The following is a 22,019-nucleotide window of genomic DNA, read 5'->3' as shown; positions in this document are numbered from 1 at the left end:
AGGTTACATAATGAATAAAAAGCGTATACCCGGTTTTCAATGGGCAATGATGATATTTATTTTCTTTATCATCTCTTATGCATTACCAATTATACTAAAAGATTTTCAAAATACAGTGCCGTTTAAAAGTTTTGTTTTTGATATGAGTGTCTTGGCACCGTTCATCGCTACAATTCTATGTATTATCGTTTTCAAACATAGAACGACTCAATTAGGTAGTTTGAAATTCACAATCAGCTTAAAGGTGATTGAGCGAATCTTATTAGCACTCATTTTGCCATTAATCATTTTTATTATAGCAATGGCAAGTTTTAATGTCTTTGCTGATAGTTATGTTTTATTACAATCTGAAGATTTATCAGTATCTATTTTCTCAGTTATACTCGGACAGTTAATAATGGCATTCTTAGTGGAGTTGGGTTTCCGTTCTTACTTACAACATATCGTTGAAACTAAGATGAATACCTTATTCGCTTCTATTTTAGTCGGTATTATGTATGCAATATGGAGTATTAATATAGCATTCAGTTTTGAATATACGTTATATAGTTTCTTATATTATTTCGCATTTTCTATGATTATCGGTGAGCTAATTAGAGCTACAAAAGGTCGTACAATCTATATCGCTACAATATTTCATGCAGCAATGGCATTTGGCCTAGTATTCTTGTTCAATGAAGAATTAGGTTATGTATTTTCTATGAAAGTCATCGCGCTTTCTACAACAGTAGTAGCAGTTATCTATATTGTGTTAAGCTTCATTATTCGTGGTATTTTCTACTTCTTTACTAAACGTAACTTAGACGAAGTAGATGAAAACAATTACTTAGATCATGTTAACGAAGACTCTGAAAATGATAATGCCGCGGCACAATCTCATACAAAACATGATGATAAATCACAAAAAAGTGAGCCAGCTACAACTCAACATGATAAACAAGTAGAGGACACACCAGTAGACAATGACAGTACACAGCAACAAGACTCGCAACATGCAAAGGATTCACGTGCTAATCAACAATCAAATCACGCAAGCACAAACCATACATCGCCTGTTGATGAACAAGACCTTGAACATCGTCATGATGAATCAAAAGCTAATGCCAATAATAATCAAGACATACAGAATGATTCAATCAATGATGATAGTCGTGCAAATATTATTTCACAGCCTACATCTGAGGATAAAGAAGATTCAAATCAAACAAAGCAAGTAGATAGTAAACAAAAACGCTATAGTCCTGTTGAAGCTTCAACGGAAAAAGCACACACTGATACTTCAAAAGGTACACAAGATGAAACAATTATGAAAAAAAAACGCTACGGTTCAAACCGTAAATCTTCTGCGGTGAAAAACGCTAAAGCATCTATAACGGAAGATAATGAACAAGATTCAGCTGAACCACAGCAAACAACTCAAAATGAAGAGTCAAATAATAATAAATCGGCACAGCGTTCTCCTTTTAAACTAAAAAGTAAACGTGGCCATCGTCGATAGTGTAGTGACACTTAACTCATAGTAAAATATCAAAAAAAAGACAAAGCAAGTGCTAAAAATAGCATTTGCTTTGTCTTTTCATTTATCAAATACAATGTTGCATAATGACCGTAGAGTCGCAGCCTTTTTACAAGACTAATTACCATTTTTAACTTCATAGAAGGATTTTCAGGCTCATTCTTGAAGGAAAAATAATAACTAAACATTATAAAGTAAGACAATACTCTCAGAAAATATCCACAAAAAAACTGCCACAAAGTCAGAACGCTGGTCAACAATCTTAAACTTACATTGTTTTAATGTGAAGGTTTTCATATCGTTAAAGATAAATTATTTTTGAATCACTTTCACGCCTGCTTGTGTACCAATAATCACTTGGTCAGTTACATCTAGGAAATATCCTGTTTCCAATACGCCTACAAGATGAATAAGATATTCATGCATAGCATATGGATCTATATTTTTATGCAATACAATATCAAGTATGTAATTCCCATTATCTGTTATAAATGGTACATCATCAACCACACGACGAATCGTTTTTACATTTTGGTCTGCTTCAATTTTTTTGGAAACGAGTAACCAATTAAATTTATCTACCTCAACTGGTAATTTAAATGTTTGGCCTAGGTAGTCTACACGTTTAGATTCATCAACTAATACAATAAACCTATCTGCCATTGCATCGATGACTTTTTCTCTAAATAACGCTCCCCCGCCGCCTTTAATCAAATTTAAATTTTCATCTACTTCATCCGCACCATCAATTGCAACATCAATTCGATCAACATCATTCACATCCACTACTCGAATACCTAATTCTTTTGCTATAAATGCAGTCTTATTCGATGTACATACGCCTGTAATATGAATGTTTTCTTGATCTAGTTTGCTAGCAATTTTGGGAACAAGCAATTCTATTGTTGATCCAGAACCAATACCCACAATCATACCGTCTTTAATTTGGTCTAACGCATCATTAAATGTACTTATTTTCAACTGTTTCTTATCCATAATGCTTCCCCTTTACACACAGTACTTTTCCTTTTATTGTACATGAGATTTATAAAAATACATAGTTAAAAAAGAATTTTCACTTCTAATTTATTGGTTTAGTTTGCATAATAGGAATATTGTTTTAAAATTATAATAATTAGTCTTTAAGGGGGAAAATAATGATATATGCCTTAAATGCAATCTCAACTGGTAAAATTCAAGATTTACCTTATAGTAAGAAACGCCCTATGCGTTCAGCACTAAACAAAGAAAAATTTCAAGGTACAATGTTACTCACTAAAACTGGATTTATTGAAGATGAGCAAGAATATAAAGGACATGGTGGTCCTAATAAGGCAGTTTGTGTTTACAGTAAAAAGAATTATAAATTATGGAAAGACGATTTACCAACTTTACCTAATTACGCTATGTTTGGGGAGAATTTAACTGTCCTTGATTTAGATGAAAAAGATGTCCATTTTGGTGATCAATTCTCACTCGGAGAAGCCATTGTCGAAGTTGCTGAAATCAGAGAGCCTTGTTGGAAAATTCAGGAGAAATATCAAATCCCTGACTTAGTCAAACGTATGTCCCGTTCATGTAGAACAGGCTTTTATTTCAGAGTATTGAAAGAAGGTGTGGTACATGATTCTTCTAATTTAAAATTAATAAAATCAGCCGATAAAGCTACATCACTCTCTGTTTTTGAACTTAATGATATTTATTACAATGACAATAAAAACATATCTAGATTAACATATGCATTAAATAATCCATACTTAACTGACGAACGTATTTCTAAGTTAGAGAAATTCTTAACACGTGCACAAACCCTCGAAAACAAATAAAACCTATTCATATATAAGCGCATAATAATCAATTAAAAAGAACATACCACTTCAATGGTATGTTCTTTTTAGATGATCTTATTTATTTTTCAAAAATCTTATAAGACGTTTTAGAGTAATATGGTTTATTAGCTTCTAAGATTGAAGGTGCTTTATCTCCTAATAAATTAATATCATTAGGTATACATTGCGTTTCAAGTGTAAAACCAGAATGTGCTTTATAAATATTAAAGTCACTTTGCCAACTTGTAGTATCGTTAAATGTGAATATCACAATATTTGGCATATCAGTTTTTACTTTTAATAAAAAATGTTTGTTTTCGACAGTCATTTCATTACTTCCTAAATCAAATGGATGATCGATACCACCAAAACGATTCATTTGTTCTTTAATTACTGAATCTTCACTATTAAATATATCTTTAAATTGTATATTCTCAGAATTAAATTTATTCACTAAATCTACTGGCTCTAAACTTTGAACAATATTGTCTTCATTCAATAAATACATATCTAGCTTGGAACTTGCAATACTGTGATTATCAATAACCTTATTATCTCTATTCAAGTTAAAGTACACATGATTCATTGGATTAAATATCGTCTTTTCAGTAGCTATCGCTTTATATTCAATTGTCCATTTATGATCAACATCGTACGTATGTATGACTTCTAAATCAATATCTCCAGGGAAATGGTCAACTGAGCTCTTAATTGTAGTTTTAAAAATAACTTTCACTTGTCCAACTTGCTCTTCAACTTCATAATCAAAAAATTGTGTATCAAGTCCGTGTGGACCGCCATGAATATTATGTTGGCCATTATTGGAATCAAGTTGATACGTTTTTCCATCTAATTGGAAAGTTGCATTGGCTATTCTACCACCATAGCGACCAATTGTAGCACCAAAATTAAATGGATTTTCTGTGTAAAACTCATCCGCTTCTACTACATTACCAAGTACAATATTATTATCATCAAATTTCCATGAAACTATTCGTGCACCATAATTCGTAAAAACAATTTTCGTTTCCTCATTATCAATTTTTATTAAATCAATTCCATTACTTTGACTTTCTACTTTTGCAAACATCATCAATTACTCCCTTTCAAACCAAACATTTTCTCTTTATATCAACGCATGGTTTTATCATGAATAAAACATCAATTACAAACGTAACCTATAACCAATGCAAACGGGGTTATGTATCGGTTATAGGTAATTCTTAAATTCGCTAAAATCATCAACTGTCATACTACTACATGTTTCTGTATCCGAATGGGTGCTCTCATGCTTCCCTTAAACATAAGTGCATTACTGAAAGAAATTTAACATTAATCATAACTCATAGTATGAATGCATTCCTCTTACTTTTAATTCGTTATACTCTTATATTGTAACAATTTATACAAATATATATCTATACTAATCGTCAATTCTATCAAACTATTTCTAAAATTGTTATACTTTTTTACAATACTATGTATTTTCAACGCAAAATTTCTTTCTATTTTTAACATTTTCAAATTATAAATCATATATTACTTGTCTATATTTATTATATATTTAGGTTTTAAAAAGAAACGGTTACTTCCCTGGTTGGGGTTTAACCGTTTCTAAACTTTAATTTTTATTAAAGATATTTTTCATAGAATTCATAAAACCTTTATCAAAACTTAGTATCGTATCTTTATAACTTCGTACTGCTATCCATAACAACACAAAAATTGTTATTATCGATAACGCAATACTCACTAAAATTTCCCAAACAGCTACATCAGGCGTTGAAGCACGCACAAACATTACAAACGGAGAGAGTAAAGGAATAAAGCTTGTGATTTTTGCTAATAATGTATCTGGGTTGGTAGCACTAAAAATCGAGATATAAAAAGCTATCATACTCATTAAAGTCATAGGCATGAGTGCTTGATTGATATCTTCAATACGTGCAGTAATCGAACCTAAAATAGCTGCCAAAATAACATACGATAAAATACCGATAATCCAAGAAACGATACCTACAATCGTCAACTGCATCGTTAATTCATTAGGCTCTATATTAAATCCTTTGAGCATCTCTCCGATATCAAATATAAAGAAACAGATAACGCCTGTTAATATAATAATCACAATTTGTGTTAAAGCAACTGCAATGACAGCTGAAATCTTAGCAAGTATATGAGTCACTGGAGAAACGCTTGTTATAATCATTTCAATGACGCGTGACGTTTTCTCAGTTGCAATCTCCATCGCAACTTGCCCTGCATAATTGATAATGATAAAGAACATTAACATTATCCCTACATATACCATTACAGTATTAAATGTTTTTTGTGCTTCACTTAAATTTGACTGACTACCATTATCAGAGATAAGTTCTGTTGTCACCTTACTTTGTGATTGTAATTGTTTCAGTTCTTTTGGAGTAAGATCTAAATTCGAAGCTATAATTTGTGTTTGAATGGTGGTTAAAGTACCTTGTAATTTTTGCTTATCTTCTTCTGATACAGGATCTTTACTCAAAATGTTTCCCGATAGCTTGTTATCTTTATTTAAGTGGATCATATAAGCCTTATCCAACTTCTTGTTCTCTATTTGATATTTAGCTTGTTTCTCTGTTACTTTCTTAAACTTAGTATCATCATCCATTTGTTTGCCTTGTGCCTGAATAGCTTTATAAATATCATCATTTGAAGTAACGACTCCTACTTTATCTGGTCCGTCATCAAACACATCCATGATTTTATTTACATTTGAAGCGGCAATTATTAAAATAATGACAATTGTTGTGAATATCATAAATGATTTCGTCTTGATTTTGTTTTTGTATGTTAAGGAAAAGGTCGAAAGAAATTTATCCATGCAAATCACCAACTTTATCTATAAAAATCTCATTAAGTGATGGTTCAACAACTTGGAACCTTTTTACAAAACCATATTGTATAACAACCTCATAAATACTTTCAGCAATTGCTTCTGATTCAATCATCGCTTTAATCTCTTTCTTATTTCTTTCTACCTGAAGTACACCTGGTAAATTATCAATTTCTTTCATTTCGTGTTCTGTTTCTATAATGACGCTCTTGTTGCCATGGTTGGCCTTCACTTCGTTTATGGGCCCTGATACAACTAATTTCCCCTTATTCAATATACATACATCATCACAAAGTTCTTCTACATGTTCCATTCTATGTGAGCTATAAATTATTGTTGTACCAGCATTATTTAAATCTTGTACTGCTGATTTTAATAGCTCTACGTTAACGGGATCTAAACCACTGAAAGGCTCATCTAAAATCAGTAACTCAGGGTTGTGTAACATGCTTGCTAAAAGTTGAATCTTCTGTTGATTGCCTTTTGATAAAGCTTCAATTTTCTTTTCTCTATTTTCGCTAATATCAAAACGATTTAACCAGTAATCTATAGCTTTTGTTATTTCTTTTGCTTTCATACCTTTTAAAGTAGCGAGATAACGTAACTCTTTTTCAACTTTCATCTTAGGGTGTAAGCCTCTTTCTTCCGGTAAATAACCTATCCGGTTATATAAACTTCGATCGATTACTTTGTTATTATAGGTTATTTCTCCCTCAGTAATAGGCGTTAAACCTAATATCATCCGGAAAGTCGTCGTCTTCCCTGCACCATTTCTACCTAAAAAACCCAACATTTTACCTTGGTCTAACGATAATGAAATATCATTGACCGCAGTAAAATCTTTATATCTTTTAGTAATATGTTCGATTTTTAATGACATTTGTTCGACACCTCTCTTTTGTAAATAATATACCTTGATGATACCACTTCAAATTTAAATACACACTACTTTATAGGGTGTTATTTTTTATGTCACTTTCTAATCTTTCATACAATCTATGCCTTCTTTCACCAAAAAACATATTAGGTATATAAACTTTACATTATATTATGTAAGCACTATCATTATATTAAAATAGATTGTTCTTTATTTTCACTACTAATTATTTAGGAGGCTTCACAACATGAGTTATAGTATCGGAATCGATTATGGTACTGCTTCTGGTCGTGTATTCTTAGTAGATACATCGAACGGAGAGATTATTTCTACTTATATCAAAGCATATCCACATGGTACAATTTCAGGATCACTAAATGGTAAAGAACTTCCTCATAATTATTTTTTACAACATGCAGAAGACTATACAAATATACTTAAAGACGGTGTACAACAAGTAATTGATGACAGTAAAGTTGACCCTACTGCCATCATTGGTATCGGTATTGATTTCACAAGTTGTACGATTGTATTTTTAGATGAAGCATTTAAACCATTACATATGCACGATGATTTAAAAGATAATCCCCACGCGTATGTAAAATTATGGAAACATCATGGTGCACAAGATGAAGCCACTCATATGAAAAAAATCAGTGACGCTATTGATCCTTCTTGGTTAGATTACTATGGGCATAGCGTGAATAGCGAATGGATGATTCCTAAAATATTAGAGGTCAAACATCAAGCTCCAGAAATCTTAAAGCAAACTGCTTATATTATGGAAGCAGGTGATTATTTAGTTAGTTTATTAACTGGTAAAAACATTCGTTCTAATTGTGGTATTGGATTTAAAGGCTTTTACAATGAAGGTGATGGTTTTAATTATAAATTTTTCAAAGCAGTAGATGCTGAATTACCTGATATTATTAAATCAAAATGTGAAGGTGAAGTAATTAACATCGGTGAAAGTGCGGGAAGTCTTTCTCCATATTTCCAAAGTTTGTGGGGGTTATCTAAAGAAGTCCAAATCTCTCCATATATCATCGACGCACACTCTGGTGTACTTGGGGTTGGAGCAATTGAGCAAGGTGAATTTACTCCAGTCATCGGCACCAGTACGTGCCATTTAATGCTTGATGCTAAACAAGAAGCGATTCCTGCCATTACAGGTTCAGTAAAAGATGCAATTATTCCAGGTTTATATGCTTATGAAGCAGGACAAGCAGCTGTAGGTGACCTATTTAATTATTCTGCTAGCCTAGCACCCAAACACATCGTTGATGCAGCCGAAGCTAAAAATATGACCGTCATTGAATATTTAGAAATATTAGCCTCTAATATTTCTATCGATAAGCAACACGTCACAGTGCTAGATTGGCATAATGGTAATCGTAGTATTTTAAGTGATAGTCACCTCACTGGCAGTATCTTTGGTTTAACATTACAAACACCTTTTGAAATGATTCATCGCGCATATTTGGAATCTACTGCTTTTGGAACAAAAATGATAATGCAACAGTTTGAGAATAATAACATTCCAGTCCATACCGTCTATGCAGCGGGTGGTATTCCTATTAAAAGTAAACTTCTTGTCGATATTTATGCAAACGTACTTAACAAAGAAGTCGTCGTCATAGATTCAAGTAATGCTACTGCATTGGGGGCGGCTATGCTAGGAGCCCATGTTGGCGGCGCTTATGATTCTCTAAAATCAACCGTCATGCATATGAAACAACCTGTATATTATCGTAAATATCCTGAACCAACAAAAGTTAAACAATATGAACGGCTATTCGAACGCTATCAAGCTTTACATGATTTATTAGGCATATCACACCCTGAATTGTCTTATATTAAATAATAATAAAACGCTGTAGTCTTATATAATTAAAGGCTACAGCGTTTTATTATTATTATTTAAAATTACCTTGTGATTCACCCATTATTTTATTTCTTAGATTACATTGGTTTTTAATCTACTATTTCTTAATTATAAATATCTACGTTACCATGACTTACTGGTTTAAGATGATTACCATATTTATGGCTCGGACCATATTTGTTTGTTCTTCTCTCACTATCTAGACAACAAATCACTATGTTATAGACACCCACAACTATATACATCACATAACTTACAATAACAATAATAGTACTTGATAAATACTGGTATTCAGGATCTTGATAATTTATTATCGACATTAATATGCAAGTTATAATTAATATAGTTAAAAATATAAGCGGGAGTACCATTGTTCTCCCTGTATCATGAAAACGTCTGATCAACATGGCCCAATTCGGAATTAATGTCGCTAAATTATAAATAGCGATATATATCCAACTTATAAATAATAAAATAAGACCTACCATTGCTGTAGTTGAATTATATGTGGAAATGCCTGTAATCATAGTCGTTAAACCAATTAATAATAAGATAAGACCCGGAACTATAAAAATAAGATGCCACAGCGCCATATACCAATACTCACTTCGACGTGCACGACCTTTAAAGTTAATATAATTCTTCCAAAATAGTTTCAATGCTTGGCCAAAGCCTATTTTTCTCTCCATATAATACCCTCATTTCACATACGTTAGTTCATTAGCTAGATTTTAGTTTTGTATTAAATTTTGATACATTATATATAAATGAAACTCATCCCAATATACTTAGTTTAACAAAACACAACGGGATTGATAATATAATTTTTAATAATTTTAAAAATAAATATTTTTTTAAAATTAAAATGGAGGCACAATCAATGGACTTTGTAAGTAGAGATACAATTACTATAGCTAAAGATTTATTAGGTATACGTATCGTCTTTAAAGATGAGCTGCAAACCTTTACTGGTTATATAGTGGAAACGGAGGCATATGTAGGTGAACAAGATCAAGCTGCACACGGTTATAAAGGAAAAAGAACGCCAAAAGTGGAATCGCTATATAAAAGTGGTGGTACAATCTATGCACATGTGATGCATACACATCTTTTAATTAATTTTGTTACAAAAACGGAAGGTGTTCCTGAAGGGGTTTTAATTAGGGCTGTCGAGCCTGAAGAAGGTATTGAAGTTATGCAATTAAACCGAGGTAAAAAAGGGGTCGAACTAACAAATGGTCCTGGGAAATGGACAAAGGCTTTCAATATACCTCGACATTTAGACGGCTCTCGTTTAAATGAAGGCCGTTTACTGATAGATACAAAACATAGAAAATATCCTCAAGCCATTGAAGAGAGTGGCCGTATTGGAATCCCAAACAAGGGAGAATGGACATTAAAACCGCTTCGTTTTACAGTAAAAGGGAACCCTTATGTCTCTAGAATGCGAAAGTCAGAGATGACAAATCCTGACTTTACATGGCGAACATAGTATCACAAATATTATTTTATATTAGTTTAAAATAAGTTTATCCCTGTAACAATGGTATAATTTAATTATACTTAACCCATCCTTATGTCCTGTCATTAATTCTTAACTAGCATTATGATTCTCACATCTGTATAATAACAATCACGGCGTTTTGTAAACGCTTTTAATAATCACTTTTTTATTTATAAATCATGTACCAATCAGCTTGATTCGTATATTAAGGGGGAATGAAAATGCTAGAACTAGATGCTATTACAACTTTAGCACTGGCATGTGTCTTATATCTTTTAGGTATATTTATAGTTGACCATGTCTCTATACTGAGACGATTATGTATACCTGCACCGGTTATAGGTGGTTTGTTATTCTCGATAGTCGTTGCAATTTTACAATCAACACATATCATAACAATTAAACTAGATTCTGAATTTCTTCAGAATTTCTTCATGCTTGCGTTCTTTACAACTATTGGACTCGGCGCGTCACTCAAATTGTTACGCTTAGGTGGGAAAGTCTTAATACTGTATTTTATCTTTTGTGGATTACTTGCCGTTTGCCAAAATATTATTGGCGTCTCTTTAGCCAAAGTGCTCAATATACCTGCCTTACTTGGTCTAACAGCAGGTTCAATGTCAATGGAAGGTGGCCATGGCAATGCTGCCGCATATGGTCAAACAATACAAGGTTTGGGAATCGATTCTGCTTTAACTGCTGCTTTAGCTGCTGCTACATTAGGACTTGTAGCTGGAGGGTTAATTGGAGGACCTGTAGTTAAATACTTAATTAGTAAGTACGATTTAAAACCACAACATGCAGATGAAGCGACTAAAGATTATGGAAATGTAAAATCAAATCATTATTTACATAAGCGTATGAAACCTACGACTGTCTTCTTTATTCAATTTACAATTGTGGCGATTTGTATGGCAATTGGAACTTACATTGGCAATACTTTTACTGATTTAACAGGAATTAATGTTCCTATATATGTAGGTGCTATGTTTGTTGCCGTAATCATACGAAATATTTCAGAATTTAATAATTTAAATCTTATAGATATGAAGATTGTAGATAGTATAAGTGATGTATCATTGAGCCTTTTCTTATCTATAGCTTTAATGAGTATTCAACTAACTGAAATCTATAAATTAGCTATTCCTTTAATTGTTATTGTATTAGTGCAAGTTATATTTATTGTTTTATTCTCAGTATTTGTTGTGTTCCGTGGCTTAGGTAAAAATTATGATGCTGCAGTTATGATTGGTGGTTTCATTGGTCACGGTTTAGGTGCTACACCTAACGCAATGGCTAACTTGGATGTTATTACGAAAAAATTTGGTGCTTCACCAAAAGCTTATCTTGTCGTACCAATCGTTGGCGCATTTCTAATAGATTTATTAGGCGTCCCTATCGTTACTACGTTCATTAATATTTTTAAATAGTTAACAGTGACTTCAATATATTAAAAGTGCCATCAAACTCAATTGTTTGATGGCACTTTTTATTATTAAATATTTAAATTTCTCTGTTCAATCCATGATTGAAGTTTAGGACTGAAAATCATTTGCGCATGTCTTAAATCTTCTATGTCTTTAGCATTAAGCATTGTCATAATTTTCTTCATATGATCAGAAAATTGTTCAACATATTCTAACGTAGCTGTAATACCATTATTTTCAACTTGATTTAAAAATGGACGTGACATTCCAACTGCACTTGCACCTAAAGCCAGACACTTCACTGCGTCTAATGGTGTACGTACGCCACCGCTTGCAAGTATATCCATGTCTTGTTGTGCGCCTGTACTTTCTAACATAGACTCAACTGTAGTTTGTCCCCATAAACCAAGATAATCCATATCTTTATAAGCACGTCTTTCATTTTCTATATCAACGAAATTCGTTCCTCCGCGTCCACTGACATCAACATAACGCACGCCTATTTCATTTAATTGTTTAATAGTTTCCTTACTCATTCCGAAACCAACTTCTTTAACGATAACAGGTACATCTACGTGTGCTACAATTTGAGATAAATTGTCCATCCAAGTGGAAAACGTTCTATTTCCTTCTGGCATCACAAGCTCTTGTGGTGCATTTACGTGGACTTGGAGTGCTTGCGCATCCAGTAGTTGTACTGATTCTTTTGCTTTATCTACAGGTACATCTGCACCAACATTACTGAAAATAATCCCTTGTGGATTCATCTCTCTCACTACAGTAAAAGAAGAAGCCATTTTACTATTACGTAATGCTGCATGCGTAGAACCTACAGCCATTGCCATTCCGGTTTCTCTAGCAATAACCCCTAGTTTTTCATTTATTTGCTTGGTCCATTCACTCCCACCAGTCATCGCATTAATATACAACGGATGCTCAAGCGTAAAGTCTTTCAACTGGCTTTGTAAATTAATATTCTCCACATCAATATTAGGAATAGAGTGATGTACAAACCTAATTTCATCAAAGTCTGAAATTGTAGAATCACTTTGTGCCATTGCAATTTCTACGTGTTCATTTTTTCTTTGTTCCCTTTTTAAATCGCTCATCTTTTTTGCTCCTACTTTCAATACTTTTTATATTTAAACTATAATTTTCTTTACCTTACAACAAATAATTAAAACCATTTCTTCCGTTTAAAATAAACAATACAAACTAGACTAATCAACAACATTATCGTGAGTACTATATAATAACCATAATGCCATTTGAGTTCTGGCATATGCGCAAAATTCATCCCATAAATACCCGTAATTAATGTTAAAGGTAGAAATACGACCGATACGAGTGTGAGTATCTGCATAATATTATTCATTTTAAACGATGTATAGGAAGCATAATTATCCCTAATTTCATTCGTCATTTCTTGTGACATTTTCAATATGTTTACCTGTTTAATCATATGGTCATCTATATGTTGAATATACATATGATTTTTATCATCTACAAGTAAAAGACTGTTTTCTTTTATATTATCTACTAATTCACGCATTGGATAAATCAAACGCTTTATTTTTATAATATTAGAACGTATTTTAAACACATTGTCCATAACTGTTTGACTTGAGTTATCATTAACATGTCTATCTTCAAACTCATATACTTTATCTTCAATAGCATAAATCGGTTCAAAGTATTCATCAACGAATTTATCTAATATATATAAAACAACATCAGATGCATCTAAGTCATTTTGAAAATGATTAGAAATCGAAGTATTTACCGTATCCAATATATCAAACGGCTTGTGATGATAGGTAACCAGCATGTCATCTTTAATAAATAAATTGAGTGCCTTAATCCCCTCATATTTATTATCAATACTATGAAATACAAGGTATTGATATGAATCATAAGCTTTATACTTAGCTCGTGGCGTTCCATTCACTGTATCATCGATTTCTAATTTATTAAAGTTAAAGTATGATTTTAGTAGCGTATCTTCTGATTCAGTTGGCTCATTAAAGTCGCACCATATAAATGTTGCGGATTGTGGAATCTCATCAAAGTGTGAAACCTCCTTTAACGAGATATCAGCAGTCTGATATTTTATTGTGACACTCATCATTTCACACCTCAAATCATTTTCTTTATTTTACCATGAAATACAACCCGTGTAAGTTTTGAGTATTTTTAGTAAACTAGCCTTAAAATATAAATTTCAAAATATAATTTTTCTAATAATCAAGGAGCTGTTTGGTATGGAAACACCTTTTACAATGTATCAACACGTCACTAACGATATGATTGATCATAATGGCCATGTACATGATGCCAATTATAACATCATATTTAGTGAAGCTATTAATCAATTTAATTATCATCATGGCTTGTCTTTAAAAGATCGCACACTATTGAACTATACGCTTTTTACAGTAGAAGAACATACATCTTATCTTTCTGAATTAGTTGAAGGTGATCAATTTAAGGTGACAATTTATTTATACAATTATGATGAAAAAAGAGTGCATTTCTTTTCCATTATGACCCAAGAAAATGGTACAACTGTAGCTACCAATGAAGTAATGATGCTAGGTATAGATAGCGTAATAAAAAAAACCGCTCCCTTTCCACAGCAATATGCACATCAAATCAAGCAATACTATTGTCAGCAACCGCATATAGTTTGGCCAAAACAACTTGGTCACCGAATCAACATACCAAATTAAGGAGCTGTATTTACATGACACAAAGCATAAATGAAATTGTCCAATTACAACTTTACGATTTATTTGATGATACTAAATTTAAACTTAGTGAATTAAATCAAAATAAAAGTTTAGATATTAATGGTCCAGATAGTAAATTAATTAAGCGTGGATTAGATATTAGTTATTTGCAAGGACAAAAAAAAGCTATTGATGCAATTAATACTATTTTAAAAACATACCCTGCCACACAAGATTTCATCAATTACTACAATCAATATGCAAAAAATTATATACAGGAGTTTGAATCATCGAAGACTCAATTTCAAAATATGATATATCCACAAGATGAATTCGAAATTTTTTTAGCAAATTATTATCAGTTACTGGGTCAAAAATCAATTATTAATACAATCAATACGCTTGTAAACAACTGATTCAGCGTTAGAAATTCCTAATTTCATGCCTTTTTTATTTCTTTAGTATCCTATTTATTATAGGCGTAGTATTTTATGGCAAGCATACTTTTATATCACTGTACTGTTTTTGTAGCATTCATGCTTAGCTTATCCAAATGCTGTGGTTTTGTGCATAAAAAATTAGCGAATCGAGCCATATGAATTTAATATACACATTTAATTCATACGCAGAAAAAGCACACTTTCATTTAAATGAAAGTGTGCTTTTTCTTTTACCTATGGATATTTACATCTCAAATTCTATACTCATTTCTATATTAAATCCATTTTACGTATTAAGCGTCTCGACTATATGTTTCACGACCTTATGTGACTCTCTTATTGGTAATAATGGAAATGCGTTCACCATTCTCTTATATTCATAGAGATGTATAGGTTGTTGTTGTGCAGTCATCATATTCGCTAACTTGTACATATCAGGTAAATAAACCTCTCTTTCACCACCAAACAAATATAACGGTGGTAGATTGCTTAACTCCCCATAAATAGGCGAAACTTTAGCATCATTTAGTAATAAACCATCTGCCCAATAATTCATGATTTTTTGCACACCATCTCTATTAATAATGACATCTTTTTTCTCTAATTCTGGCGTTATTGACTCATTATTTAAGTTAGCGTCTAACAATGGAGAAAATAAATAAAGTTTGTTTGGCAATGGTTGATTCTCAATTTTTAATTGCTGTACGAAGCTTAAAGCTAGTGCGCCTCCCGTACCATCACCCATAACTACAATATCTTTATGACTAACTTCTGAGAGCAACTGTTGATACACATCTCGAATCGCTTGGAAAGTATCATTTATATGATATTGTGGTGCTTTAGGATATATTGGCATAACAACTTCATATAACGTACTTAATGCCAATTTATCCATGAACCTCCAATGAAATGCAGAAGGCTGTAAAATATTATATCCTCCGTGGATATAAAGTATTTTTTGCTTTTGGCTATGTCTAAATCTAAATCTAAAAAGTTGTATATCACCAATAAACTGTTTATCTAAATCTGACTTAACATTTAAGGTTTCTGGTTGCTTGTGTTTTTCTTTATTTAATTTCAATCGTAAATCTAAAAATTTTTCAAAGTCTTGATTGTCTTTAAACGTTATAGATCTATGAGGTAATAAATACTTATTAATAAATTTAGTTGTCAATCCTGATTTCATGTATAATCAACCCAATCTCAGTTTTATAATAAATGTTCAATCCAATGGAATTTTTTAGTATAACTTAGTTTTCAAAATAAATATTATGGTAAAATTAATTTAATGACATTAAAACAATAGTTATAATATAATGCGAGTAACTTAAAAATAGCGCTTTTAAACACTATATAAATTTAAATTGTTAACACCAATAGTTACTATTTATCAGTTATTGCATATTATAACAAAACAAAAATAAAAGTCATAAAATAAGTCGATGCTATTGTCCCCTATAGAGAAAGGAGCAGTTTATGCCTGAGAATAACCGTCAATTCAAAGATTTCGAACATACGCTAACAAGTGAGCCTATGCATAGAGGCAACCCCTATGGAAAAAAGAAAAAATCTTGGATGAGCATGATCATTCAATTTATAGTGCTGATTTTAGTGGCTATTACAGGTTATAGTATGTTTAAAGAACCTATATTTAATCTTGAGTTTGCAAAAGAGGCTGTCACTTTCCATCAACTTACAAACTTTCAAGAAACGGTTAATAATATAACAAATTTAAATATAAATATTGAAAACATTGATAACTTGCAATCTAAAATTGATTTGTTAATTTTAGTATTTTATGTATTTTTTGCCGCTTGTATCTTGAGTTTAATATTAACCATTTTCACTTTAGTTTTTAATAGAACTATTTTAAAAATTGTTAATTTATTCATTCTGGCAATTATGCTAGTTATTACATTTGGTTTTTCATATCTTATTAAAAATATTGCTGTTCGTATTTCTGACTCAATGAGTCAATACTATGTTACTGTAAAGCCTGAACAAATATTAACAGAATCTGATGCTATTCATAATGCTATTATTCTATTAACTTGTTGTATCGCATTAATTATTATAAGTCTCTTTTTTAGAAATAGAAAACCTAAACTTCACTCATAGTATTTCATGATTTATAGCTTAATCTAATAAAAACAGGAAGCCCATATATGAGGCTTCCTGTTTTTTTATCATCTCTTAATTTTCTTTTGACATATAATGTGATTTGCCTTTTAAGAATAAACTTAAAATAAATGCAAGTGCACTTAATCCTGTTGCGATTAAGAATGCACTATTCACACCATTAATCGAAGCGAGTTTTTGAACAAATTCAAGCACTTGTTGTGTAGCCATTTGATCTCCACCCATTGCTTGTCCCATTTCTTGTAAACGATCTTTTAAGAACGGATTCGTTTTATCAAGATCTTGTGTATATGTTGCTACATGTTCTGTTGTTTGCGTAGACATTACTGTAACTAACAAGGCAGTACCAATAGAACCAGCCAATTGTCTTAGTGTATTGGATAAAGCATTACCATGTGAAATTAAACGTGGTGGTAATGAATTCATACCAGCCGTCATAATAGGCATCATGATAAAACTCATACCGAATGAACGTACAATATAAATCATCATTAAATGACCATATGTCGTATTCATATTTAGTTTAGTCAATTCCCAAGTGGCATAAGTCATAATACCTGTACCTACGAGTGCCAATGGTTTAATACCAATTGTATCTAATAATTTACCCGCTATTGGACCCATTAATCCCATAATTAATGCGCCTGGCAGTAAGAGTAAACCTGATTGAATTGGTGAGAATCCTCTTAAGTTTTGTAAGTATAGTGGTAAAAGAATCATACCACCAAACAAACTCATTGTAACAATCATATTAATGACTGTTGTTAAGGTGAATCCTGAATATTTCAGTACTTCCATACTTAACATCGGTACACGCATTGTCAATTCACGAATAACAAATGCTGCGATAAAAATAACACCTAATATGAGTGAAATCACAACAATTGGTGAGCTCCAAGTATTATTACCGGCCTCACTAAAGCCATATAACAAGGCTCCAAAACCTATTGTACTAAATATAATACCTGGTACATCCGCTTTTGGATTTGTTGTAACTTGATAAACTCTAAACCAAATATATGCAATTGCTAATGACACTAAACCGATGATAAACATACCATAAAACATTACGTTCCAATGATAGTTCTCAACGATATAACCTGATAATGTTGGTCCAATTGCTGGCGCTAATATCATCGCAATACCTAAAGTACCCATTGCTGCCCCACGTTTTTCTGGTGGGAAGATTGTCATGAATACGTTAGTCCCTAATGGCATTAATACACCTGCACCAATCGCTTGTAATACACGACCTGCCATCATCATTGTAAATGAACCTGATAAACCACAGACTAGCGATCCTAGTGTAAACAATGTCATTGCAACTAAAAATAGTTTACGGTAAGAATATTTATTAAATAAATACGCACTGATAGGAATCAAGATTCCGTTCACTAACATAAACCCTGTCATAAGCCACTGACCTGTATTGGCAGAGATATTGAAATCCGTATTTATTCTAGGCAAGGCTACATTAAGTAAAGTTTGGTTTAAAATTGCAATAAACATCCCGAAAATCATCGCAATTAAAACTTTACCTTGTGATGTCCCTTTTCCAAACATAAATGAACTATGTTTTTGTTTAAGCTTTTCATTAACGATAGCTTCTTCTGAGTCTGGATTGATACTTTCATGATCAACATCTGTAGGTCGTTGATCATCATTCACATCTGTCTCGAATGCTTCATCACCAGATTGTTGTAATTCAGATACTTCTTCTTCATCGTCATTCATCTTGCTTTTTGTTACTGACGCCTCAGTTGATTCTGTAGAATCTGCACGGTCTTTAACTTTAAATTTAGATTGATAATCTTCGTTAGACGCATTATTTTTATGCTTTGTTTGTTCCATTTGTCGATTAGCTTGTTTTTTTCGACTTTTAGTGAAAATTACATTAATCAAACCGACAAGAATGAGCGCTATGACTACGTAAATAATAATGAAGGTCATTGTCATTTTAGACCCCCCTTAATTTTTGTGAATTTTAACTTCAGCGTTCATTCCTGGAACAACGTTTTTAGATGGTTTTGAATCAAGTGAAATTTTCACAGGTACAACTTGAGATACTTTAGTATAATTACCATCACTATTTGATGAAGGCATCATTGAGAAGCTTGCAGCTGTTGCTTTACCAACTTCTTCTACTTTACCTTTAAGTTCGGCTTTTTCACCGTCAAGTTTTACATTTACATCTTTACCTTCTTCAACATCTGCAATATCTTTTTCATCAACATTTGCAGTAATATAAGTATCATCTAAATTATAAGCATAAGCAATTGGAGTCCCAGCTTGAGCCATTGAACCCTCTATACCGTCAGTTTTAACGATTGTACCTTTTTGTGGCATTTTAACATCCATATTTTGTGACTGGCCATCTTCACCTTTAGCTGCGATTTTTGCAACTGTGTCGCCTTTACTTAATTTGTCATTGTTTTTAACGTCGAAAGATTTTATTTCTCCAGATGCGGGTGCAGAAACCTTAATTTGCTCTCCATCAACTTTAGCATTGTCAGTACTTACATATCCTGTAGCTTGATTATAAAAGTGGAAACCAACTACTCCTATAATTACAAGTACTACAATGGTAATGACATTTACTAATACCATTTTCTTCATTACACTATTCCTCCTATTTGCTTTTAAATTACACTTTGTCTATTATAGAGACATGTAAAATAAAAAAACACCAACACATCATTAAAATGTGTCGGGTAATCATCATAAGTTGTTTTTTTGAAGGAGAAAAAATGAAACAGAATGCCAAAAATAAAATTATCAAAAATATGATTATCCTCTTAGAAGAGCAACCTTTTGAAAATATTACTATTAAAATGATTTGTGCCTATAGTGGTATTAACAGAACTACATTTTATGATTACTTTTTAGATAAATATGATCTGCTGTCTACAATTCAAAAACATCATTTACAGAAATATACCCATTTATTAAATGCTTTATACTTTAGCTATGATAAGTCAGAAATCAATCACTATAAACTATATAAATTCTTCAAAGTTATACTATCTTATATTAGTCGTCATTATGGTTTCTTTCATGCCATTTTAGTCGCTCATCCAAATCGAGATTTATTCTCTGAATACATTCAAACTACCAAAGAAACTTATACAAAAATGTTAGAAGACTATACGACTGTATTAAATAAGAAGCAAGTCGTCATTTATGCTGTGGGTGGACAAATCGGTCTTGTCTATTATTGGATTCGCGAAGGTTGTCCTGAATCTGAAGATGAATTGGCACAAATTTTACTATCTAATACGATTAAAATGAGACGCTAGTTGATACCAATAAAAGTATTTAATCAGAAGCATCCAAAAATAATAAGACCACTCAACAATCTGAGTGGTCTTATTTTTCTAATTATGTTTGTCGAGGCACGTGTCTAAATACAAAATAATTCAATGTTTGTAAACTAATTAATAAAATACCAGCAATAATAATGATTGTAATATAAGGCATATAGCTTTCTTCCCCCATCATACCTACAAGCGGGGAAACAAGTCCACCTAACAAAGATTGAACTAATCCTAATAAACTAGAAGCACTTCCATTGCCACCTGTGCGTTCTTCCATAGCAATTGAAAACCCTAAGGTAGCCACACCTGTCACAGGTGCTACAAGAATAATAAAACTTATAAATAACAACCAAATCGATAAATGTGATAATAAAGTCAACACGACCAAAACAACACCTAGCAATTGAATCATCGTTAATATCCGTAACAATACTTGCCTATCAATATAATCCACTAACTTCCCTGTCAGTTGACTCGAAAATATAAGACTAATGCCAATAGCTGCAAACATGTAACTAAATTGTTGTGCAGTCATTCCATATATATTTTGTGTAATAAAAGGAGAAGCCGAGATATAACTAAACAACATAATAAATGTTACACCCTGTATTAACATTGGCAATACAAATCGAGGTGTAATTAATAATTGTTTGAAACCTTTAAAAATTCTACCAAGATGTGGACTGTCGCGATGATCAGTTGATAGTGATTCTTTAACCTTAAATATAGAACCACACAGCATTAACAATCCAAATATTGTTAGTATGACAAAAACCATACGCCATGTTGAAAAAGTTAAAATGATTCCGCCCAAAGCTGGCGCAAGGACTGGGGCAACACCATTTACCAACATGAGTAATGCCAAAAATTTAGTTAATTGCTTTCCACTATATAAATCACTTGAGATTGCTCTTGAGATTACAGCAGCTGCACCTCCGCAGAATCCTTGCACAAAACGAAGCGCAATCATCAACCAAATATTGTCTACAAATATAATACCAATACTAGCTAACGTAAATAATAACATTGCTATTGCTAATGGTTTTTTACGTCCGATTCCATCAGATATTGGTCCAACGAATAAGTTACCTAACGCTAAACCAATCATAAATAAAGAAAGTGTCAGTTGTGTATTTGAAGTTGTCGTGCTAAAATCCGACTGTATTTGGGGCAAGCCAGGTAAGAACATATCGATAGATAATGCTCCTATAGCAGTCAGCGCTCCTAATATAATAATAAACAGTAATGACTGCTTATGTTGTTCTTGATTGTTAGTCATACTCATGCTCCTTGAATTTTATAGTGAACTATTTATTTAGTTTTTAGAGTTATATCATCTACAGATGATTACTCACTTTTTAATACGTTCTTCATTTAGGTAAGTTATTTTCTTTGTATGTTGCTATAATTATAGCTTTTGCCAGAACAATTTTAAATAGCTTAAAGTAGATTACTTATAAAACATAAAAAAACACTAAGCAAATTTA

The 22,019-nt window shown here is 32.0% G+C and carries 20 protein-coding genes; 9 read left to right on the top strand and 11 right to left on the bottom strand.

Annotation, left to right across the window (positions count from 1 at the left end; translation table 11 throughout):
• The first annotated feature begins 10 nt into the window (after window positions 1-10).
• Entirely contained in the window at window positions 11-1,498 is a 1,488-nt protein-coding gene (gene sdpC / locus PYW31_RS02805) for a peptidoglycan release complex CPBP-like subunit SdpC (RefSeq protein ID WP_046835751.1), read from the top strand.
• A gap of 330 nt (window positions 1,499-1,828) precedes the next feature.
• Here sdpC and PYW31_RS02800 read toward each other — a convergent pair whose 3' ends face one another.
• Window positions 1,829-2,515, bottom strand: coding sequence for a ribose 5-phosphate isomerase A (locus PYW31_RS02800; protein ID WP_201035633.1), 687 nt, complete (start codon window positions 2,513-2,515; stop codon window positions 1,829-1,831).
• Window positions 2,516-2,673: 158 nt separating this feature from the next.
• Here PYW31_RS02800 and PYW31_RS02795 point away from each other — a divergent pair, with 158 nt between their 5' ends.
• Window positions 2,674-3,342, top strand: a complete 669-nt coding sequence (locus tag PYW31_RS02795) for an MOSC domain-containing protein (RefSeq protein WP_046835753.1) — start codon at window positions 2,674-2,676, stop codon at window positions 3,340-3,342.
• Window positions 3,343-3,424: 82 nt separating this feature from the next.
• On the opposite strand, the gene PYW31_RS02790 is transcribed toward PYW31_RS02795, so the two are convergent.
• The 3 genes from PYW31_RS02790 to PYW31_RS02780 all read right to left on the bottom strand — a co-directional run bounded on the left by PYW31_RS02790 (window position 3,425) and on the right by PYW31_RS02780 (window position 7,097).
• Window positions 3,425-4,435, bottom strand: coding sequence for an aldose epimerase family protein (locus PYW31_RS02790; RefSeq protein WP_046835754.1), 1,011 nt, complete (start codon window positions 4,433-4,435; stop codon window positions 3,425-3,427).
• 531 nt (window positions 4,436-4,966) lie between these two features.
• Window positions 4,967-6,205, bottom strand: coding sequence for an ABC transporter permease (locus PYW31_RS02785; protein ID WP_046835755.1), 1,239 nt, complete (start codon window positions 6,203-6,205; stop codon window positions 4,967-4,969).
• On the bottom strand, window positions 6,198-7,097 hold the full coding sequence (locus tag PYW31_RS02780; RefSeq protein ID WP_046835756.1) for an ABC transporter ATP-binding protein: 900 nt from the start codon (window positions 7,095-7,097) through the stop codon (window positions 6,198-6,200). Before PYW31_RS02780 ends, PYW31_RS02785 begins: the two co-directional genes overlap by 8 nt.
• A 244-nt stretch (window positions 7,098-7,341) precedes the next feature.
• Here PYW31_RS02780 and PYW31_RS02775 point away from each other — a divergent pair, with 244 nt between their 5' ends.
• Complete coding sequence (locus tag PYW31_RS02775; protein WP_046835757.1) at window positions 7,342-8,958, top strand: ribulokinase; 1,617 nt, start codon at window positions 7,342-7,344, stop codon at window positions 8,956-8,958.
• Between the two features lie 125 nt (window positions 8,959-9,083).
• Here PYW31_RS02775 and PYW31_RS02770 read toward each other — a convergent pair whose 3' ends face one another.
• Entirely contained in the window at window positions 9,084-9,668 is a 585-nt protein-coding gene (locus tag PYW31_RS02770) for a DUF805 domain-containing protein (RefSeq protein ID WP_046835758.1), read from the bottom strand.
• Window positions 9,669-9,859: 191 nt separating this feature from the next.
• On the opposite strand from PYW31_RS02770, the gene PYW31_RS02765 reads away from it, so the two are divergent.
• Window positions 9,860-10,471, top strand: coding sequence for a DNA-3-methyladenine glycosylase (locus PYW31_RS02765; RefSeq protein WP_046835759.1), 612 nt, complete (start codon window positions 9,860-9,862; stop codon window positions 10,469-10,471).
• 233 nt (window positions 10,472-10,704) lie between these two features.
• Window positions 10,705-11,913 carry a sodium/glutamate symporter gene (gene gltS / locus PYW31_RS02760; RefSeq protein ID WP_046835760.1) on the top strand — a complete coding sequence of 403 codons (1,209 nt, stop codon included), beginning with the start codon at window positions 10,705-10,707 and terminating at the stop codon, window positions 11,911-11,913.
• Between the two features lie 65 nt (window positions 11,914-11,978).
• Here the strand turns inward: gltS and fni are convergent, their stop codons facing one another.
• Window positions 11,979-13,019: a type 2 isopentenyl-diphosphate Delta-isomerase gene (gene fni / locus PYW31_RS02755; protein WP_046835761.1), complete on the bottom strand. Its 1,041-nt coding sequence runs from the start codon at window positions 13,017-13,019 to the stop codon at window positions 11,979-11,981.
• Between the two features lie 68 nt (window positions 13,020-13,087).
• Complete coding sequence (gene corA / locus PYW31_RS02750; RefSeq protein WP_046835762.1) at window positions 13,088-14,035, bottom strand: magnesium/cobalt transporter CorA; 948 nt, start codon at window positions 14,033-14,035, stop codon at window positions 13,088-13,090.
• 136 nt (window positions 14,036-14,171) lie between these two features.
• Between corA and PYW31_RS02745 the strand changes: the two genes are divergently transcribed.
• Together PYW31_RS02745 and PYW31_RS02740 are read left to right on the top strand one after the other, a co-directional pair.
• Complete coding sequence (locus PYW31_RS02745; RefSeq protein ID WP_046835763.1) at window positions 14,172-14,639, top strand: thioesterase family protein; 468 nt, start codon at window positions 14,172-14,174, stop codon at window positions 14,637-14,639.
• Window positions 14,640-14,653: 14 nt separating this feature from the next.
• The gene (locus PYW31_RS02740) at window positions 14,654-15,055 is read left to right on the top strand and encodes a hypothetical protein (RefSeq protein ID WP_046835764.1); all 402 of its coding nucleotides are present in this window, start codon (window positions 14,654-14,656) and stop codon (window positions 15,053-15,055) included.
• A 310-nt stretch (window positions 15,056-15,365) separates the two neighbouring features.
• On the opposite strand, the gene PYW31_RS02735 is transcribed toward PYW31_RS02740, so the two are convergent.
• The gene (locus PYW31_RS02735; RefSeq protein WP_046835765.1) at window positions 15,366-16,265 is read right to left on the bottom strand and encodes an alpha/beta hydrolase fold domain-containing protein; all 900 of its coding nucleotides are present in this window, start codon (window positions 16,263-16,265) and stop codon (window positions 15,366-15,368) included.
• 290 nt (window positions 16,266-16,555) lie between these two features.
• Here PYW31_RS02735 and PYW31_RS02730 point away from each other — a divergent pair, with 290 nt between their 5' ends.
• Window positions 16,556-17,197 carry a hypothetical protein gene (locus PYW31_RS02730; protein ID WP_046835766.1) on the top strand — a complete coding sequence of 214 codons (642 nt, stop codon included), beginning with the start codon at window positions 16,556-16,558 and terminating at the stop codon, window positions 17,195-17,197.
• A 75-nt stretch (window positions 17,198-17,272) separates the two neighbouring features.
• On the opposite strand, the gene PYW31_RS02725 is transcribed toward PYW31_RS02730, so the two are convergent.
• On the bottom strand, window positions 17,273-19,174 hold the full coding sequence (locus tag PYW31_RS02725) for a DHA2 family efflux MFS transporter permease subunit (protein ID WP_046835767.1): 1,902 nt from the start codon (window positions 19,172-19,174) through the stop codon (window positions 17,273-17,275).
• Between the two features lie 12 nt (window positions 19,175-19,186).
• Window positions 19,187-19,834, bottom strand: coding sequence for an HlyD family secretion protein (locus PYW31_RS02720; RefSeq protein WP_046835768.1), 648 nt, complete (start codon window positions 19,832-19,834; stop codon window positions 19,187-19,189).
• A 131-nt stretch (window positions 19,835-19,965) separates the two neighbouring features.
• Here PYW31_RS02720 and PYW31_RS02715 point away from each other — a divergent pair, with 131 nt between their 5' ends.
• The gene (locus PYW31_RS02715; RefSeq protein ID WP_046835769.1) at window positions 19,966-20,514 is read left to right on the top strand and encodes a TetR/AcrR family transcriptional regulator; all 549 of its coding nucleotides are present in this window, start codon (window positions 19,966-19,968) and stop codon (window positions 20,512-20,514) included.
• Between the two features lie 82 nt (window positions 20,515-20,596).
• On the opposite strand, the gene PYW31_RS02710 is transcribed toward PYW31_RS02715, so the two are convergent.
• The gene (locus tag PYW31_RS02710) at window positions 20,597-21,811 is read right to left on the bottom strand and encodes a putative multidrug effflux MFS transporter TcaB (protein ID WP_046835770.1); all 1,215 of its coding nucleotides are present in this window, start codon (window positions 21,809-21,811) and stop codon (window positions 20,597-20,599) included.
• Window positions 21,812-22,019: the final 208 nt, after the last annotated feature.

It is taken from the genome of Staphylococcus succinus (genome assembly GCF_029024945.1).
GTDB lineage: Bacteria > Bacillota > Bacilli > Staphylococcales > Staphylococcaceae > Staphylococcus > Staphylococcus succinus.
Note: the sequence above shows the minus strand (reverse complement) of the source record. Positions and strands in the feature narration are given on the sequence as shown.

Excerpts from the sequence above, each read along its gene's own strand:
- sdpC (WP_046835751.1), top strand. The coding sequence starts at position 11 with ATGAATAAAAAGCGTATACCCGGTTTTCAATGGGCAATGATGATATTT.
- PYW31_RS02795 (WP_046835753.1), top strand. The coding sequence starts at position 2,674 with ATGATATATGCCTTAAATGCAATCTCAACTGGTAAAATTCAAGATTTA.
- PYW31_RS02790 (WP_046835754.1), bottom strand. The coding sequence starts at position 4,435 with ATGTTTGCAAAAGTAGAAAGTCAAAGTAATGGAATTGATTTAATAAAA.
- PYW31_RS02785 (WP_046835755.1), bottom strand. The coding sequence starts at position 6,205 with ATGGATAAATTTCTTTCGACCTTTTCCTTAACATACAAAAACAAAATC.
- PYW31_RS02780 (WP_046835756.1), bottom strand. The coding sequence starts at position 7,097 with ATGTCATTAAAAATCGAACATATTACTAAAAGATATAAAGATTTTACT.
- PYW31_RS02775 (WP_046835757.1), top strand. The coding sequence starts at position 7,342 with ATGAGTTATAGTATCGGAATCGATTATGGTACTGCTTCTGGTCGTGTA.
- PYW31_RS02770 (WP_046835758.1), bottom strand. The coding sequence starts at position 9,668 with ATGGAGAGAAAAATAGGCTTTGGCCAAGCATTGAAACTATTTTGGAAG.
- PYW31_RS02765 (WP_046835759.1), top strand. The coding sequence starts at position 9,860 with ATGGACTTTGTAAGTAGAGATACAATTACTATAGCTAAAGATTTATTA.
- gltS (WP_046835760.1), top strand. The coding sequence starts at position 10,705 with ATGCTAGAACTAGATGCTATTACAACTTTAGCACTGGCATGTGTCTTA.
- fni (WP_046835761.1), bottom strand. The coding sequence starts at position 13,019 with ATGAGCGATTTAAAAAGGGAACAAAGAAAAAATGAACACGTAGAAATT.
- corA (WP_046835762.1), bottom strand. The coding sequence starts at position 14,035 with ATGAGTGTCACAATAAAATATCAGACTGCTGATATCTCGTTAAAGGAG.
- PYW31_RS02745 (WP_046835763.1), top strand. The coding sequence starts at position 14,172 with ATGGAAACACCTTTTACAATGTATCAACACGTCACTAACGATATGATT.
- PYW31_RS02740 (WP_046835764.1), top strand. The coding sequence starts at position 14,654 with ATGACACAAAGCATAAATGAAATTGTCCAATTACAACTTTACGATTTA.
- PYW31_RS02735 (WP_046835765.1), bottom strand. The coding sequence starts at position 16,265 with ATGAAATCAGGATTGACAACTAAATTTATTAATAAGTATTTATTACCT.
- PYW31_RS02730 (WP_046835766.1), top strand. The coding sequence starts at position 16,556 with ATGCCTGAGAATAACCGTCAATTCAAAGATTTCGAACATACGCTAACA.
- PYW31_RS02725 (WP_046835767.1), bottom strand. The coding sequence starts at position 19,174 with ATGACAATGACCTTCATTATTATTTACGTAGTCATAGCGCTCATTCTT.
- PYW31_RS02720 (WP_046835768.1), bottom strand. The coding sequence starts at position 19,834 with ATGAAGAAAATGGTATTAGTAAATGTCATTACCATTGTAGTACTTGTA.
- PYW31_RS02715 (WP_046835769.1), top strand. The coding sequence starts at position 19,966 with ATGAAACAGAATGCCAAAAATAAAATTATCAAAAATATGATTATCCTC.
- PYW31_RS02710 (WP_046835770.1), bottom strand. The coding sequence starts at position 21,811 with ATGACTAACAATCAAGAACAACATAAGCAGTCATTACTGTTTATTATT.